This is a genomic window from Caulobacter sp. X (genome assembly GCF_002742635.1).
Taxonomy (GTDB): Bacteria; Pseudomonadota; Alphaproteobacteria; order Caulobacterales; family Caulobacteraceae; genus Caulobacter.
Window position 1 is genome coordinate 648,760 of sequence record NZ_PEGF01000001.1, and the last position, 14,360, is coordinate 663,119.

At 68.0% G+C, this 14,360-nt stretch carries 11 protein-coding genes; 6 read left to right on the plus strand and 5 right to left on the minus strand.

The window, feature by feature from the left end; all coding sequences use genetic code 11:
• Nucleotides 1-11: 11 nt before the first annotated feature.
• From rutC to rutA, 3 genes are read left to right on the plus strand one after another with little or no spacing between them, the layout of a single operon-like run.
• A complete protein-coding gene (rutC, locus tag CSW60_RS02900) occupies nucleotides 12-401 on the plus strand; it encodes a pyrimidine utilization protein C (protein ID WP_099535829.1) in 390 nt (129 codons plus the stop codon).
• Nucleotides 401-1,201 carry a pyrimidine utilization protein D gene (rutD, locus tag CSW60_RS02905; RefSeq protein ID WP_099535830.1) on the plus strand — a complete coding sequence of 267 codons (801 nt, stop codon included), beginning with the start codon at nucleotides 401-403 and terminating at the stop codon, nucleotides 1,199-1,201. The genes rutC and rutD overlap by 1 nt, the downstream gene beginning before the upstream one ends.
• A gap of 44 nt (nucleotides 1,202-1,245) precedes the next feature.
• Entirely contained in the window at nucleotides 1,246-2,310 is a 1,065-nt protein-coding gene (gene rutA, locus CSW60_RS02910; RefSeq protein ID WP_099535831.1) for a pyrimidine utilization protein A, read from the plus strand.
• Nucleotides 2,311-2,359: 49 nt separating this feature from the next.
• Here rutA and CSW60_RS02915 read toward each other — a convergent pair whose 3' ends face one another.
• Nucleotides 2,360-3,793 (minus strand): efflux transporter outer membrane subunit, encoded by a 1,434-nt coding sequence (locus CSW60_RS02915; protein ID WP_099535832.1) that lies wholly within the window; start codon nucleotides 3,791-3,793, stop codon nucleotides 2,360-2,362.
• A gap of 93 nt (nucleotides 3,794-3,886) precedes the next feature.
• On the opposite strand from CSW60_RS02915, the gene CSW60_RS02920 reads away from it, so the two are divergent.
• From CSW60_RS02920 to CSW60_RS02930, 3 genes are all read left to right on the plus strand, one after another.
• Nucleotides 3,887-4,510 carry a TetR/AcrR family transcriptional regulator gene (locus CSW60_RS02920; RefSeq protein WP_099535833.1) on the plus strand — a complete coding sequence of 208 codons (624 nt, stop codon included), beginning with the start codon at nucleotides 3,887-3,889 and terminating at the stop codon, nucleotides 4,508-4,510.
• Nucleotides 4,511-4,612: 102 nt separating this feature from the next.
• Entirely contained in the window at nucleotides 4,613-5,701 is a 1,089-nt protein-coding gene (locus CSW60_RS02925) for an efflux RND transporter periplasmic adaptor subunit (RefSeq protein ID WP_099535834.1), read from the plus strand.
• On the plus strand, nucleotides 5,698-8,790 hold the full coding sequence (locus tag CSW60_RS02930; RefSeq protein ID WP_099535835.1) for an efflux RND transporter permease subunit: 3,093 nt from the start codon (nucleotides 5,698-5,700) through the stop codon (nucleotides 8,788-8,790). The genes CSW60_RS02925 and CSW60_RS02930 overlap by 4 nt, the downstream gene beginning before the upstream one ends.
• 194 nt (nucleotides 8,791-8,984) lie before the next feature.
• Here CSW60_RS02930 and CSW60_RS02935 read toward each other — a convergent pair whose 3' ends face one another.
• The 4 genes from CSW60_RS02935 to CSW60_RS02950 form a co-directional block, all read right to left on the minus strand.
• Nucleotides 8,985-10,157 (minus strand): acetyl-CoA C-acyltransferase, encoded by a 1,173-nt coding sequence (locus CSW60_RS02935; RefSeq protein WP_099535836.1) that lies wholly within the window; start codon nucleotides 10,155-10,157, stop codon nucleotides 8,985-8,987.
• Nucleotides 10,157-11,050 (minus strand): SDR family NAD(P)-dependent oxidoreductase, encoded by an 894-nt coding sequence (locus CSW60_RS02940; protein ID WP_099535837.1) that lies wholly within the window; start codon nucleotides 11,048-11,050, stop codon nucleotides 10,157-10,159. Before CSW60_RS02940 ends, CSW60_RS02935 begins: the two co-directional genes overlap by 1 nt.
• A gap of 104 nt (nucleotides 11,051-11,154) precedes the next feature.
• Nucleotides 11,155-12,717, minus strand: coding sequence for an AMP-binding protein (locus CSW60_RS02945; RefSeq protein WP_099535838.1), 1,563 nt, complete (start codon nucleotides 12,715-12,717; stop codon nucleotides 11,155-11,157).
• Complete coding sequence (locus CSW60_RS02950) at nucleotides 12,708-14,354, minus strand: carboxylesterase/lipase family protein (RefSeq protein ID WP_099535839.1); 1,647 nt, start codon at nucleotides 14,352-14,354, stop codon at nucleotides 12,708-12,710. Before CSW60_RS02950 ends, CSW60_RS02945 begins: the two co-directional genes overlap by 10 nt.
• Between the last annotated feature and the right edge of the window lie 6 nt (nucleotides 14,355-14,360).

The window sequence follows — 14,360 nt, forward strand, 5'->3', positions numbered from 1 at the left end:
GAGGAAATCAGATGCCCAAGACCGTCATTACCCCGCCCGGCACGGGCGTGCCGATCGCGCCGTTCTCCCCCGGCACGCTGGCCGACGGGATCGTCTACGTCTCCGGCACCCTTGCCTTCGACAAGGACAATAACGTCGCCTTCCCCGATGACGCCGAGGCCCAGACCCGCCAGGTGCTGGAGACCATCAAGTCAGTGATCGAGACCGCCGGCGGGACGATGGAGGACGTGACCATGAACCACATCTTCCTGACAGACTGGTCGCACTACGCCCCGATGAACAAGGTCTATGCCGAGTACTTCCCCGGCGAAAAGCCGGCGCGCTACTGTATCCAGTGCGGTCTGGTGAAGCCTGGCTTCGTGGTCGAGATCGCCTCGGTGGCGCACATCGGCAAGCGCTGATGATCTCCGGAACCGTCGACGGCCTCTATTACGAGCTTCACGGCCGCCCGGTGGCTGGACGCGAGGTCGTGCTGCTGTCGTCGGGCCTTGGCGGTTCGGGCGCGTTCTGGTCTCCGCAGATGGCGACCCTGACCGAGCGCTGGCCTGTGGTGACCTACGACCACCGCGGCACGGGGCGCAGCACGCGCGAGCTGCCGGCCGCCTACACCGTAGCCCACATGGCGCAGGACATAGTCAAGGTCATGGACGCCCTGGGCCTGGCCAAGGCGCATGTCGTCGGCCATGCGGCGGGGGGCAACGCCGGCCTGCAGCTGGCGCTCGACCACCCGGACCGCCTGGGCAAGCTGGTGGTCGTCAACGGCTGGTCACGGCCCGATCCGCACATCCGGCGGTGCTTCGACACCCGCATCCATCTGCTGAACGACAGCGGACCCGGGCCTTACGTCCACGCCCAGCCGATCTTCCTCTATCCGGCCGACTGGATCTCGCGAAACCACGACCGGCTAATGGCCGAGGAGGCCCACCACCTGGCGGGCTTCCCGCCGCGCGAGGTGATGCTGGCCCGGATCAACGCCCTGCTGGCGTTCAACATCGACGCGCGGCTGCAGGAGATCACCCACCGGGTGCTGATTAGCGCCAGCGCCGACGACATGCTGGTGCCGATGAGCTGCTCCCAACGCTTGGCCGCCCGCCTGCCCAACGCGGATTTCCAGCAGGTTGCCTGGGGCGGCCACGGCTTCACCGTCACCGATCCCGAGACCTTCAACGAGGCGCTCGTCCAATTCCTAGAGGGCGCGTGAACGCGCCCTCGTTCTTTCCGTAAAACTCAAGGGGGAATAATCCAATGCAGGTCGGCGTCTTCATCCCCATCGGCAACAACGGCTGGCTGATCTCGGAGACCTCTCCGCAGTACATGCCGAGCTTCGAGCTCAACAAGGAGATCACCCAGAAGGCCGAGCAGCACGGGTTCGACTTCGCGCTCTCGATGATCAAGCTGCGCGGGTTCGGCGGCAAGACGCAGTTCTGGGAGCACAACCTGGAGAGCTTCACCCTGATGGCCGGCCTGGCGGCCGTGACCAGCAAGATCAAGATCTTCGCCACCGTCGCGACCCTAACCATACCGCCGGCCATCGTGGCGCGGATGGCCTCGACCATCGACTCGATCGCTCCGGGGCGCTTCGGCGTGAACCTGGTGACCGGCTGGCAGAAGGCCGAGTACAGCCAGATGGGCCTATGGCCCGGCGAGCAGCACTATACCGATCGCTACAACTACCTGGCTGAGTACGCCACCGTGCTGAAGGACCTGCTCGAGACCGGCGTCTCGAACTTCAAGGGCAAGTACTTCACCATGGACGACTGTCGGGTCAGTCCGCACCCCAAGGAGACCAAGCTGATCTGCGCGGGCTCTTCGGACGAGGGTCTGGCCTTCACCGCCCAGTACGCCGACTACAGCTTCGCCCTGGGCAAGGGGACCAACACCCCGACCGCCTTCGCCTCGGTGAACAAGCGGCTGGAGGCCGCGGCCGAGAAGACCGGACGCGACGTTCAGTCCTTCATCCTGTTCATGATCATCGCTGACGAGACCGACGAAAAGGCGCTGGCCAAGTGGCAGTCCTACCGCGATGGCGCAGATCAAGAAGCGCTGGCGTGGCTCACCCAGCAGGCCGCCCCCAACGCCAAGGCCGGCGCCACGACCAACACGCAACAGTTGGCCGCGCCGGAGTCGGCCGTGAACCTCAACATGGGCACTCTGGTGGGCTCGTATGAGAGCGTCGCCAAGATGCTGGACGAGATCGCCGCGGTTCCGGGCACGGCCGGGGTGCTGCTGGTGTTCGACGATTTCGTGAAAGGGGTCGAGGATTTCGGGACGAGGATCCAGCCGCTGATGAAGAGCCGAACGCAGGGGTAGCATCGGGCGCCGGCTTCGGCGGCATCGCGGAGATGCATGTGTCGGACCGTCAGGACGCGCTCCAGCCTCCGCCGAGCGCCTGGAACGACCGGATCGCCGCGCGGGCGGCTTCGGTTTTGGCTTGCGCGCGGGCGTCGCGCACGGCCAACAGCCGCGCATCGGCGTCGAGCACCTCGACCAGACTGACCGCGCCAGCCTCGTAGGCGGCTTGCGAGGCGGCGCGAGCTTTCGCCAATGACGTCTCGCCATCGGACAGGACGCGCGTCTGGTCCTCGCGCTTGACCAGGCTGACGAAGGCGTTCTCGACGTCCTCGCTGGCCCGCAGGACGGCTTGTTGATAGCTCGCCAACGCTTCGGCCTTGCGCCCCTTCGCGGCCTTGACCTCGGCGCCGACCCGACCGAAGTCGAATAGTCGCCAGCGCAAGCCCAACACGCCCTGGGCTTGGGCAGCGCCCCCCTCGAACAGGGTGTCGCGGGAGGTCGTCGCGGTCCCGACAAGTCCGCTCAGCGAGAGCTTGGGGAAGTATTGGGAGAGCGCCGATCCGACCTCGGCGTTGCTCGCGCGCAGACGCTGCTCGGCGACGACCAGATCAGGGCGGCGACGCAGAAGCTCTGCGGGCCCGCCAGCGTCCGCGAGAGCCGGCGCCGAGGGGATCGCGGACGCGGCGGCCAGCTCCCCGCGATAGGTTCCTGGCTGAGCGCCCTGGATCACGTCCATGGCGTTCAGCGCCGTCTCGAGACCGGCCTCCAGCACCGGAATGCTGGCGAGTGTCTGCGCCAAGGCGCCTTGCGCCTGTTGCATCTGCAGGTCCGCGGCGGCGCCGCTCTGATACTGCAGGCGCACCGTATCGACGAGCCTGGACTGAGTCTCGACCTGGCGGCGCGCGATCGCCAGCCGCTCCTGGAGGCCTCGCACCAGCATATAGGTGTCGGCCGTCTGGGCGGCCACGGCCAGCCGGGCGGCCGCCACGCCGGCCTTGGCCGCGTCGTACCGCGCGAGCGCCGCCTCGCGATCCCGGCGGGTCCCGCCAAAGACGTCCAGCTCCCATCCCGCGACCAGATTGCCCTCATACGAGGATCCATCACGGTCAAAGCCGGGCGTGGCGGCCAGCAGGCGACCCGTGGGCGTCTGGGTGGAGGCGTGAGCCGTGGCGGCCTGCCCCTGGATCGACGCCGACGGCAAGAGCGCCGCCGTGGCCGCGCCAAGTCCGGCCCGCGCCTGCGTCACGCGAGCGGTCGCCTGGGCCAGGTCCAGGTTCTGGGCCAGGGCTCGGTCAACCAACCGGTCGAGAACCGGATCATTAAAGCCCCGCCACCAGGCGTCCGCCGGCGCTGGAGCGGCCACCCGCGCGGCGACCGCCGGCTGCCCCATGAAGGCGCTCGCCTTGGGCGCGGGCGGCGCGACATAGTCGGGACCGATGGCGCAGCCCGACAGGGCCGTGACGCCAGCGGCCAGCAAGGCGGGAAGACGGACAGAGCGCATGGGACTCCCGCTAAGCTCAAATAGGACGAGTGACCATATGCCAATATCGTCACTCGTTTGTCAATCTCGATGACTGGTGCTAGCGTCCCCCGCATGAGCACGATCGACTCTTCTTCTCCGATGGCTGGGCAGCGCGGCCCGACCGAACATGGCGTGCGCGATCAGATCGTCGACGCCGCGTGGGCGCATTTCAGTCGCTTTGGCTACGGCAAGACCACGGTCGCGGACCTGGCCAAGGCGATCGGCTTCTCCAAGGCCTACATTTACAAGTTCTTCGATTCCAAGCAGGCGATCGGCCAGGCGATCTGCGCTCAAACCCTGGAGCAGGTCCTCGCGCGCGGTCAGGCCGGCGTCGCCGAAGGAAAATCGGCCTCGGACAAGTTACGTAGATTTTTCAACGGGGTGATTGCCGCGAGCGCTGAGCTTTTCTTCGAGGACAAGATGCTCTACGACATCGCCGCCCACGCGGCCGAAGAGCACTGGCCCTCGGTGATCGCCTATGTGGAAGGCGCCGAGGAGACGCTGAAGGCGATCATCCTTTCTGGGCGGGAAGCCGGCGAGTTCGAGCGCAAGACGCCGATCGACGAGACCTGCGAGGCGATCCTGCTGGCCATGCAGAGCTTCATGAACCCCTTGATGCTCAAGCATAACCTAGAGGGTCTGCCCGAGGATCCGGCCAAGGTGATCAACCTCGTGCTGCGCAGCCTCGCGCCGTAGTCTCGCCGCCGCGACCTAACGACCTCGAGGTTGTGACCAGTTGACATATTGGTCACAAGGCATCAGCTTAAGCGCCTTCCGTTCAGGCAGGACCCTTAAGCCATGTCGTCTCGAACCCTCGCCATAGCCCTGCTCGTGGGCGGTCTGGCGCCCCTGGCCGCCTGTGGCGGTAAAGCCGGCGCGGACGACCCGCGCACCACGCCCCCCATTGTCCGCGTTGCCACGGCAGGGCTGGCGGCGAGCGGCGAGCGGCGGTTCAGCGGGGTCGTCACGGCTCGCGTGCAAAGCGACCTGGGCTTTCGGGTCGGCGGCAAGGTGGTGGAGCGTCTGGTCGACGCCGGCCAGACGGTTCGGCGCGGCCAGCCGCTGATGCGGATCGACGCCACCGACTATGCCTTGGCCGTATCGGCCCAGAACCAGCAGGTCGAAGCCGCCCGGGCGCGCGCCCTGCAGACGGCGTCCGATGAGCGCCGTCTGCGAGGCCTCGTCGCGGCGGGGGCGGTCTCCGCTATCGCCTATGACCAGGCCAAGGCCGCGGCCGACGCCGCCAAGGCTCAGCTCGACGCCGCCGAAGCTCAGGCGCGCGTGACCCGCAATGCCGCCGGCTACGCCGTCCTGACCGCCGACGCCGACGGCGTGGTGGTCGAGACTCTGGCCGAGCCCGGCCAAGTCGTGGCCGCCGGCCAGACCGTCGTTCGCCTGGCCCACGCCGGCCCCCGAGAGGCCACCATCAGCCTCCCCGAGACGGTCCGCCCCGCGGTCGGCTCGCAGGCGCGGGCCTTTGGCTTTGATGGGGACGCTGTCGGCCAGGCGCGGCTTCGCCAACTCTCCGATGCGGCTGACCCGCGCACGCGCACGTTCGAGGCCAAGTACGTCCTGAGCGGCGCGGCGGCTCAGGCGCCGCTGGGCTCGACCATGATCGTGGCGCTGACCACCCAGCCCGGGGCCGCGACCAGCGGCGTCGAGGCTCCGATCGGCGCGCTCTACGACACCGGCAAAGGCGCTGGCGTGTGGGTGATCAAACCTGGCGCTTCGACCGTCGAGTGGCGACCCGTGCGCGTGACCGGCGTCAGCGCCGAGACCGTGACCATCACCGAGGGCCTACGCGGCGGCGAGCAATTCGTGGCGCTCGGCGCCCATCTGCTGCACCAGGGCCAGCGCGTGCGCATCCAGACCGGAGCGGCGCAATGACCTTCAATCTCTCCGCCCTGGCGGTCCGCGAGCGGTCGATCACACTCTTCTTGATCATCGCCATGACCTTCGCGGGCGCCTTCGCTTTTATGAAGCTCGGTCGGGCCGAGGATCCCAGTTTCTCGATCAAGGTGATGACCATCGTCACCGCCTGGCCCGGCGCCACGGCTCAGGAGATGCAGGATCAGGTCGCCGAGCCGCTGGAAAAGCGCATGCAGGAGCTGAAGTGGTACGATCGCTCCGAGACCTTCACGCGCCCGGGCCTGGCCTTCACCACCCTGACGCTGAAGGACCAGATCCCGGCCAAGGAACTGCAGGAGCAGTTCTACCAGACCCGCAAGAAGATGGCCGACGAAGCGCCCAACCTGCCGCGCGGGGTGCTGGGGCCGTTCGTCAACGATGAGTACGGCGACGTAACGTTCGCGCTCTATGCGCTGAAGGCCAAGGGCGAACCTCAGCGCCTGCTGGTCCGTCAAGCCGAGACCCTGCGCCAGCGCCTTCTGCATGTGCCCGGCGTCAAGAAGGTCCAGATCGTCGGCGAACAGCCGCAAAAGATCTTCGTCGAGTTTAGCCAGGCGCGGCTGGCGACCTTGGGCGTCAGCCCTCGCGACCTCTTCGCCGCCCTGAACGATCGCAACCTGGTCACCCCCGCGGGCGCGATCGAGACGCAGGGCCCGCAGGTGCAGATCCGCCTCGATGGCGCGATCGACAGCCTGGAGGCCATCAAGGAGACGCCGATCGTGGTCGGCGGCCGCACGCTCAAGCTCGGTGATATCGCCGACGTCAAGCGCGGCTACGAGGACCCAGCGACCTTCCTGATCCGCAACGGCGGCGAACCGGCCATCGTGCTCGGCGTGGTGATGAAGGACCGGTACAACGGCCTGGACCTGGGCAAGAACCTCGAGAAGGAAGCCAAGGCCATCCAGGGCGAGATGCCGCTTGGCATGAGCTTTACCAAGATCACCGACCAGGCGGTGAACATCCACGAAGCCTACGGCGAGTTCATGCTGAAGTTCTTCGTGGCCCTGGCCGTGGTCATCGTGGTCAGCCTGATCAGCCTGGGTTTCCGCGTGGGCGTGGTCGTGGCCATGGCCGTGCCGCTGACCCTGGCGGGCGTGTTCGTGATCATGCTGGTCACCGGCCGCGACTTCGACCGCATCACCCTGGGCGCGCTGATCCTGTCGCTGGGCCTACTGGTCGACGACGCCATCATCATCATCGAGACGATCGTGGTGAAGATGGAGGAAGGCAAGGACCGGATCTCGGCCGCCACCTATGCCTGGGGTCATACCGCCGCGCCCATGCTCGCGGGCACCCTGGTGACGATCATCGGCCTGATGCCGGTGGGCTTCGCCAAGTCCACGGCGGGCGAGTACGCCGGCAACATCTTCTGGGTGGTCGCCTTCGCCCTGATCACATCCTGGTTCGTGGCGGTGATCTTCACGCCGTATCTCGGCGTCCTGATGATTCCCAAGATCAAGCCGATCGAGGGCGGACACGCGGCGATCTATGACACCCCGCGCTATCGCAAGCTCCGCGCCATGGTCACCTGGACGGTCGAGAACCGCTTCAAGGTCGCCGCCGGCGTCGGCGTGGCCATGATCGTGGCCGTGCTGATGATGGGCGGGGTCAAGCAGCAGTTCTTCCCGCTGTCGGATCGCCCCGAGGTTCTGATCGAGGTGCAGATGCCGGAGGGTCAGAGCATCGGCTCGACCAGCCAGGCCGTGGCCAAGGTCGAGGCGTGGCTTGCCAAGCAGCCGGAAGCCAAGATCTACACCAGCTATATCGGCCAGGGCGCGCCGCGCTTCTTCTTGGCCATCTCGCCCGAGCTGCCCGACCCGTCCTTCGCCAAGATCGTGGTGCTGACGCCCAACGAGAAGGCCCGCGACGCCCTCAAGAAGCGCCTGCGCCAGTTCGCGGCGGAGGGCTCGGTTCCGGGCGCCAAGATTCGAGCGACCCAGATCGTGTTTGGCCCGCCCTCGCCTTTCCCCGTCGCCTTCCGAGTCATGGGGCCGGACGCCGGCCGCGTGCGCGACATCGCCGAACAGGTGAAGGGCGTGATGCTGCGCGACCCGGCCATGCGGCAGGTCAACACCGACTGGGGCGAGCGCACGCCGACCGTCCACTTCGTGCTCGATCAGGACCGGCTGCGCGCCCTTGGCCTGAGCTCCGCCGACGCCTCGCAGCAGCTGCAGTTCCTGCTGACCGGCGTTCCCGTGACCCAGGTGCGCGAGGATATACGGTCGGTGGAGGTGGTGGCGCGCACGCGCGACCAGGATCGGCTTGACCCGTCCAGGCTGGGCGCTTTCACCCTGGTCGGCGCGGCGGGCGAACGCATTCCGCTCGACCAGATCGGCAAGGCCGAGATCCGCATGGAGGAACCGATCCTGCGTCGCCGCGATCGGATGACGACCATTACCGTGCGCGGGGACATCGACGAGCGCCTGCAGCCGCCGGACGTGTCGATCAAGGTCCAGAAGTCGCTGCAGCCGATCATCAAGGCTCTGCCGGCCGGCTACCGGATCGAGATGGGCGGTTCGATCGAGGAGGCCGGGAAGGCCAACAAGGCCCTGGCCGTGGTCTTCCCGTTGATGTTCATCCTGATGATGGTCGTGATCATCTTCCAGGTCAGATCCCTGTCGGCGATGTGGATGGTGCTGCTAACCGCGCCGCTGGCCCTGGTGGGGGTCGCCCCGACCTTGCTGATCTTCCATCAGCCGTTCGGGTTTAACGCCATCCTGGGCCTCATTGCGCTCGCCGGCATCATCATGCGCAACAGCCTGATCCTGATTGGTCAGATCCAGATCAATCAGGCCGAAGGACTGGACCCATTCCACGCCGTCGTCGAGGCCACCGTCCAGCGCGCCCGGCCAGTGATCCTCACCGCCCTGGCCGCCGTGTTCGCCTTCATTCCGCTGACCTTGTCGGTGTTCTGGTCCTCGATGGCCTACACCCTGATCGGGGGCACGATCGGCGGCACGATCCTCACCCTGGTCTTCCTGCCAGCGCTCTATGCGATGTGGTTCAGGATCAAGAACGCGCCCGATCGCGGCGCTCAAAGCCAGGCCGCCTCCGAGGCGTCAGCTTGACTCCCTAGCTACCGAGCCGCCGACCCTGAGGTTGCGCTTTATTAAACCCGGAGCGCCGGGTCGGCGGCCAAACCCATCACCTTCGGCTAGCACCGGGTGAGCCGCCCGAAGGTCGCTACAGGTTGCTGAAAGCGGATTTCCCCAAAGATCACGAGCCAGCGCGACGGACTTGCCGCGCGAGGCCGTCGCCGACTTCACAGCACCTCAAAGAGACCGGCCGCCCCCATGCCCCCGCCGGCACACATCGTGACCAAGACGTGCTTGGCGCCGCGACGCTTTCCCTCGATCAAGGCGTGCCCCACCATGCGGGAACCGGACATGCCATAAGGGTGGCCCATGGCAATGGCGCCGCCATTGACGTTCAGCAGTTCGTCCGGAAGGCCAAGCCTGTCACGACAGTAGAGAACCTGACAGGCGAAGGCCTCGTTCAACTCCCAGAGGCCGATGTCGTCGATCGAGAGCTCGAAGCGCTCCAGCAGCTTGGGGATCGCGAAGACCGGGCCGATCCCCATCTCATCAGGCTTGGTTCCGGCGACGGCCATGCCGACATACCGGCCAAGCGGCTCGAGGCCGCGCTTCTCGGCGAGGCCCGCCTCCATGACGACGCAAGCGGACGCGCCGTCCGAGAGCTGGCTGGCGTTGCCGGCGGTGACGCCCCCCCCGGGGCGCACCGCCTTCAGGGCGGACAGGCCTTCGAACGTGGTGTCGGGACGGACGCCTTCATCGCGGTCGAGCGTGACTTCCCGCGCGCTGACCTCGCCGGTCGCCTTGTCCGTAACCTTCATGATCGCTGTCATCGGGACGAGCTCGGCGTCGAAGCGCCCCGCGCTCTGCGCCGCCGTCGCGCGGAACTGCGAGGACAAGGCATAGAGGTCGCAAGCCTCGCGGGTCACGCCGTAGCGCGCGGCGACGGTCTCGGCTGTCTCCAGCATCGGCATGTAGGCGTCCGCGTGCATCGCCACGAGGCCCGGATCCTGATCGACGCGCATCTCCGGTGTCTGGACCAGCGAGATCGACTCCACCCCGCCCGCGACGATCACGTCCATGCGGTCGACGATGATCTGCTTGGCGGCCGTGGCGATGGTCATCAGGCCCGAGGAGCATTGACGGTCCAGGGTCATGCCGGGGACTTCGACCGGAAGGCCCGCGCGCAAGGCCGCCATCCGGCCGATGGTCGCCTGATAGCCCTGCGGCAGCGAGCACCCAAGAACACAGTCGTCGATTTCGTCGACCGCGATCCCGGCGCGGGCGACGGCGTGGCTGATGGCGTGGGCGGCCAAGACGGTCGGCGGCGTGTCATTGAAGCTCCCGCGATAAGCCCGACCGATCGGCGTGCGCGCGGTGGAGACGATCACGGCCCCACGCATCACGCGCGCTCCGTGGCGCGATCCGCGTGCTGTTCGGCGCTGGCGATCTCGCGCTCGGACTGGAAGAAGCCGTAGGCTGGCACGATCTCGCCGGCGCGGTCCGCCACCTCTTCCCAATGTCGGATCAGCTGCTCGCCGGCGTCATGGCCGCCGCCGATATAGTTTCCCTCGGTCAGGGTGATGTTGGCGGTCGCGAAGTGCCCGGCGCCCGCGCACAGGATCGTGCGGGTCGGCGCATCGTCGGCGACGAGCGCCAGCAGCCCCGGGCTGACGAAGGCGGGGTCCAGGCGCTTCAGGGTCTCGGGCGACAGAACCCCCTCGGTCATGCCCGTCGCGGCCGTCGGCGCCAGGCAGTTGACCCGTACGCCGTATTTCTCGCCCTCGATCGCCAGCGTCTGCATCAGCCCGACCAGCGCCATCTTCGCCGCGCCGTAGTTGGCCTGTCCGAAATTGCCGTAGAGACCCGAGGACGACGTGGTCATCACGATGCGCCCATAGCCCTGCTGGCGCATGATCTCCCAGACCGCCTTGGCGCAGATGGCCGCGCCCATCAGGTGAACGTCCACCACGAGTCGAAAGTCATCGAGGCTCATCTTGGCGAAGCTCTTGTCCCGCAGGATGCCGGCGTTGCTGACGAGGATGTCGATGCGTCCCCAGAGCGCGACGACCCGCTCGACCATGGCCGCAACCGCCGCCTCGTCGGTGACCGAGGCGGCGACGCCGATCGCCGCGCCTCCCCGCGCCGTGATCTCGGCCGCGACCCGTTCGGCGGCCTCTGGCGCGAGATCGTTGACAACCACCTTGGCGCCCTGTCTGGCCAGATACAGCGCGTGGGCGCGACCAAGGCCGCCGCCCGCTCCCGTGACGATCGCGATCCGTCCGTCAAGCAACATCGATAACTCCTTTGGTTCGCGAGCCGAGGCTCGCCCCTTTGTTCACGGGCTCGTCAGGGAGCGTTCCGTCGGAGAGCTTCCCGCGCGCCTGCTCCAGCTCGCCCTCAGCCGGCGCCGTACTCGGATCTGAGCCGGAGCTTGTCGATCTTGCCGGTCGCGGCCAGAGGCATGCGCGGCAGCCGGTAGACGGCGTCGGGAAGCCACCAGCTGGCCACCCGCCCTCGCAAGGCGTCCAACAGCCTCTCGTCGCTGATCTCGCTCGGCGCCTCGACCAGCAGGATCGGCCGCTCGCCCCATTTGGGATGGGGCCTGCCGATCACCGCCGCTTGGGAGACCTCCGGCAGAGCGCAGATCAGGGCTTCGATCTCGGCCGGATTGATCCACTCGCCGCCGGACTTGATCAGGTCCTTGGATCGGCCCGTGATCATCAGAGCGCCGTCGACGTCGATGCGCGCCAGATCGCCCGTGGCGAACCACCCCTGCGCGTCGGTCGCGGGCGCCTGCTGCCCGAAATAGCGCGCGACGACCGAGGCGCCGCGCACCCGAAGATGGCCCTCGACGCCACGCTGCTTGGGCAGGGCCACGCCGTCGGCGTCGGTGAGCAGCAGGTCCACCCCAACCGCGGGACGCCCCGCCACCGCGGCGTCGCCCGGCGCCGATAACGGAGCCAGGACGCCGCAAGGCGAAAGCTCGGTCATGCCCCAGCTGGTCTGCACGCGCACGCCCAGCCGTTGCTCGAGCCGCGCCATCAGCGCGGGCGGCATCGGCGCGCCGCCGACGATGATCCGTTTCAGCGACGGCAGGGCCTGGCCGGTGGCGTCCAGATGATCCATCAAGCCGGACCAGACCGTGGGGACGCCCACGGCGATCGTGACGCCCTCGGCCGCGATAAGCCGCGCCAGGCTCGCGCCATCGGTGTTGCGACCGGGCAAAACGAGCTTGGCGCCGACGGCCGGGGCGGCGAAGGGCAGGCCCCAGGCATTGGCGTGGAACATCGGCACCACCGCCAGCACCGCGTCCGCACCCGAGATCGCCATGCCGTCGACCTGAAGGATCCTCAGGGTGTGCAGGTAGCTGGAGCGATGGGTGTAGGTCACGCCCTTCGGCGCCCCGGTCGTTCCCGACGTGAAGCAGAGGCCGCAGGGCGCGGTCTCCTCGAACCCACCCCAGACCGCGCGACGGGGTTCGGCCTCGATCATCGGCGCCAGCGCTTCATCGCCCTCCGCCTCGCCGTCGATGATCAGCAAGCGCTTCAGGTGCGGTGCGAAGCCCTTGATCTCCCGAGCCAGGCCGGCGAGGTCAGCCGAGGCGATCAGAATTCTCGCCTCTGATTGGACGACCATCGCCGCCAACTGCTCGGCGGTCAGGCGCGGGTTCAGGGTGTGGCAGACCGCGCCCATGCCCATGATCGCAAACCAGACTTCCACATGGGCTTGGCTGTTCCAGGCCAAGGTCGCGACCCGGTCGCCGGCGCGCACGCCAAGCGCCTCGAGCACCGCCGAGACCCGCCGCGCGCGATCCTGAAGATCGGCATAGCCCGCGCGATCGATCCGTCCGTCCTCGTGCGCGGTGGCCACCTGCGCGGTCGGCGTCCACTTGGCGGCGTGGTCCAGGAACTTGTCGAGCGTCAGGGAAAAGGCCTGCATCTCGCCGTCGATTATCGGCACTGAGGAACTCCAGGGGGCAGCGGGGGCGAGATGACGCCGACATTCACGAACCACGGGATGTCGCCCTGGGCCCGACGGCGGCAGACCACGGCTTCGTTCAGGGCGTACATCCCCGGTCGAAGGCGCTCCCCGGCGCGAGGCTCGTCGGCGAAGGCCATGTAGGCGCGTTCGGCGCCATAGGGTCTCCATGTCGGCGCGCCGGCGGCGGCCGGGACGCCGCTTCTGGCGAAGGCGGTCCAGTAGCCGATCATCGCCGTCGAGAGCCTGGCTTCGCCGGGCGTATCCGGGATCTTCGGCCAAGCCGGCGGCGTGCTCGCCGCCGTGCCGAAGACATAGGGGAGCTCGGAGGCGTGAAAGCCATGCAAGCCGGCGGCGTCGGCGGCCGGATAGCCGTGGTCGAAATAGTAAAGGTACCCGGGCGCGCCGGCGGCCGTCTGCTTGGCGACCAGTCGCTCGGCCGTCCAGCCGTAGAGGGCGTCACGCGGCGCCAGCAGCACGCTTTCGGGCACGTTGTCGGACGGATAGAGCTTGAGGAAATCGTCGGCCAGGTCGCCGTAGCGGGCTCGGATTTCCTTTTCGTATGTCGCGGCGTCGGCCGGCGGCGGCGGGGCCAGGATCCGCAACGAGCGGATCTCGCCGCTGTTGAAGCCCGCCAGGATCGGCACGCGCGCCTGCTCTCCGGCGTCGAATGTGTCGACGAGTTGCTTGGGCAGGACCTTGCCGTCGACCGCGCCGAACGTCTGGAAGCCGGCCACCAGGGCCGAGGTGGTGATCGTCTCGGCGTCCATGGCGCGCAGATCCGCGAGGCTCCTGGCGCCAAGCTTCGCCGCGGTCGCCGCGCCCACGGCCTCCGCCGGGACGTGGCCGTGCTTGGGCTCGCGCAACGGCGGCGTCGAGATCATGTAGGCGCTCTGGGCGATCGCCTTGTGGAACAGCCCGCGCGCCAGCGGCGAGGCCATCAGGTACATGACGCTGAGCCCGCCGGCGGACTCTCCCACGATCGTGACATTGGCCGGATCGCCCCCGAAGGCGGCGATGTTGCGCTGGACCCATTTGAGCGCCGCGATCTGGTCGAGAAGACCGTAGTTGCCGGAAACGTGGTCGGGAGATTCCGCGCTGAGTTCGGGGTGGGCCAGATAGCCCAGCACGCCTAGGCGATAGTTGATCGACACGACCAGAACGCCCCGCCTGGCCAGGACCGCGCCATCGTAAAGGCTTTCGCTGCTGGAGCCGCCGATCAGCGAGCCCCCGTGGATCCAGACCAGCACCGGCGCGGTCTTGGCGTTGTCCGGCGCCCAGATGTTCAGCGACAGGCAGTCCTCGCTGAACACCTTTAGCGGCGAGGCGTAGATGCTGCCGGCGCGCGGCTTGGGCTGCCAGCAGGCGGGACCGAAATCGACGGCGTCGCGCACGCCATTCCAGGCCGGAGCTTCGGCCGGCGGCCTCCACCGCATGGGCCCCACGGGCGCCGCCGCATAGGGAACGCCCTTGAACACCCGCAGACCGTCCGTCTCGACGCCGCGAACAGCGCCGGCCGGCGCGCGGACGACGGGCTGGTCGGCCCGAACGACGGCCGGCGCCCCCGCCAGGGCCGAGAGGGCCAGGGCGAAGACGGAGCCCAAGGCGCGCTTGCTCATCGCCGC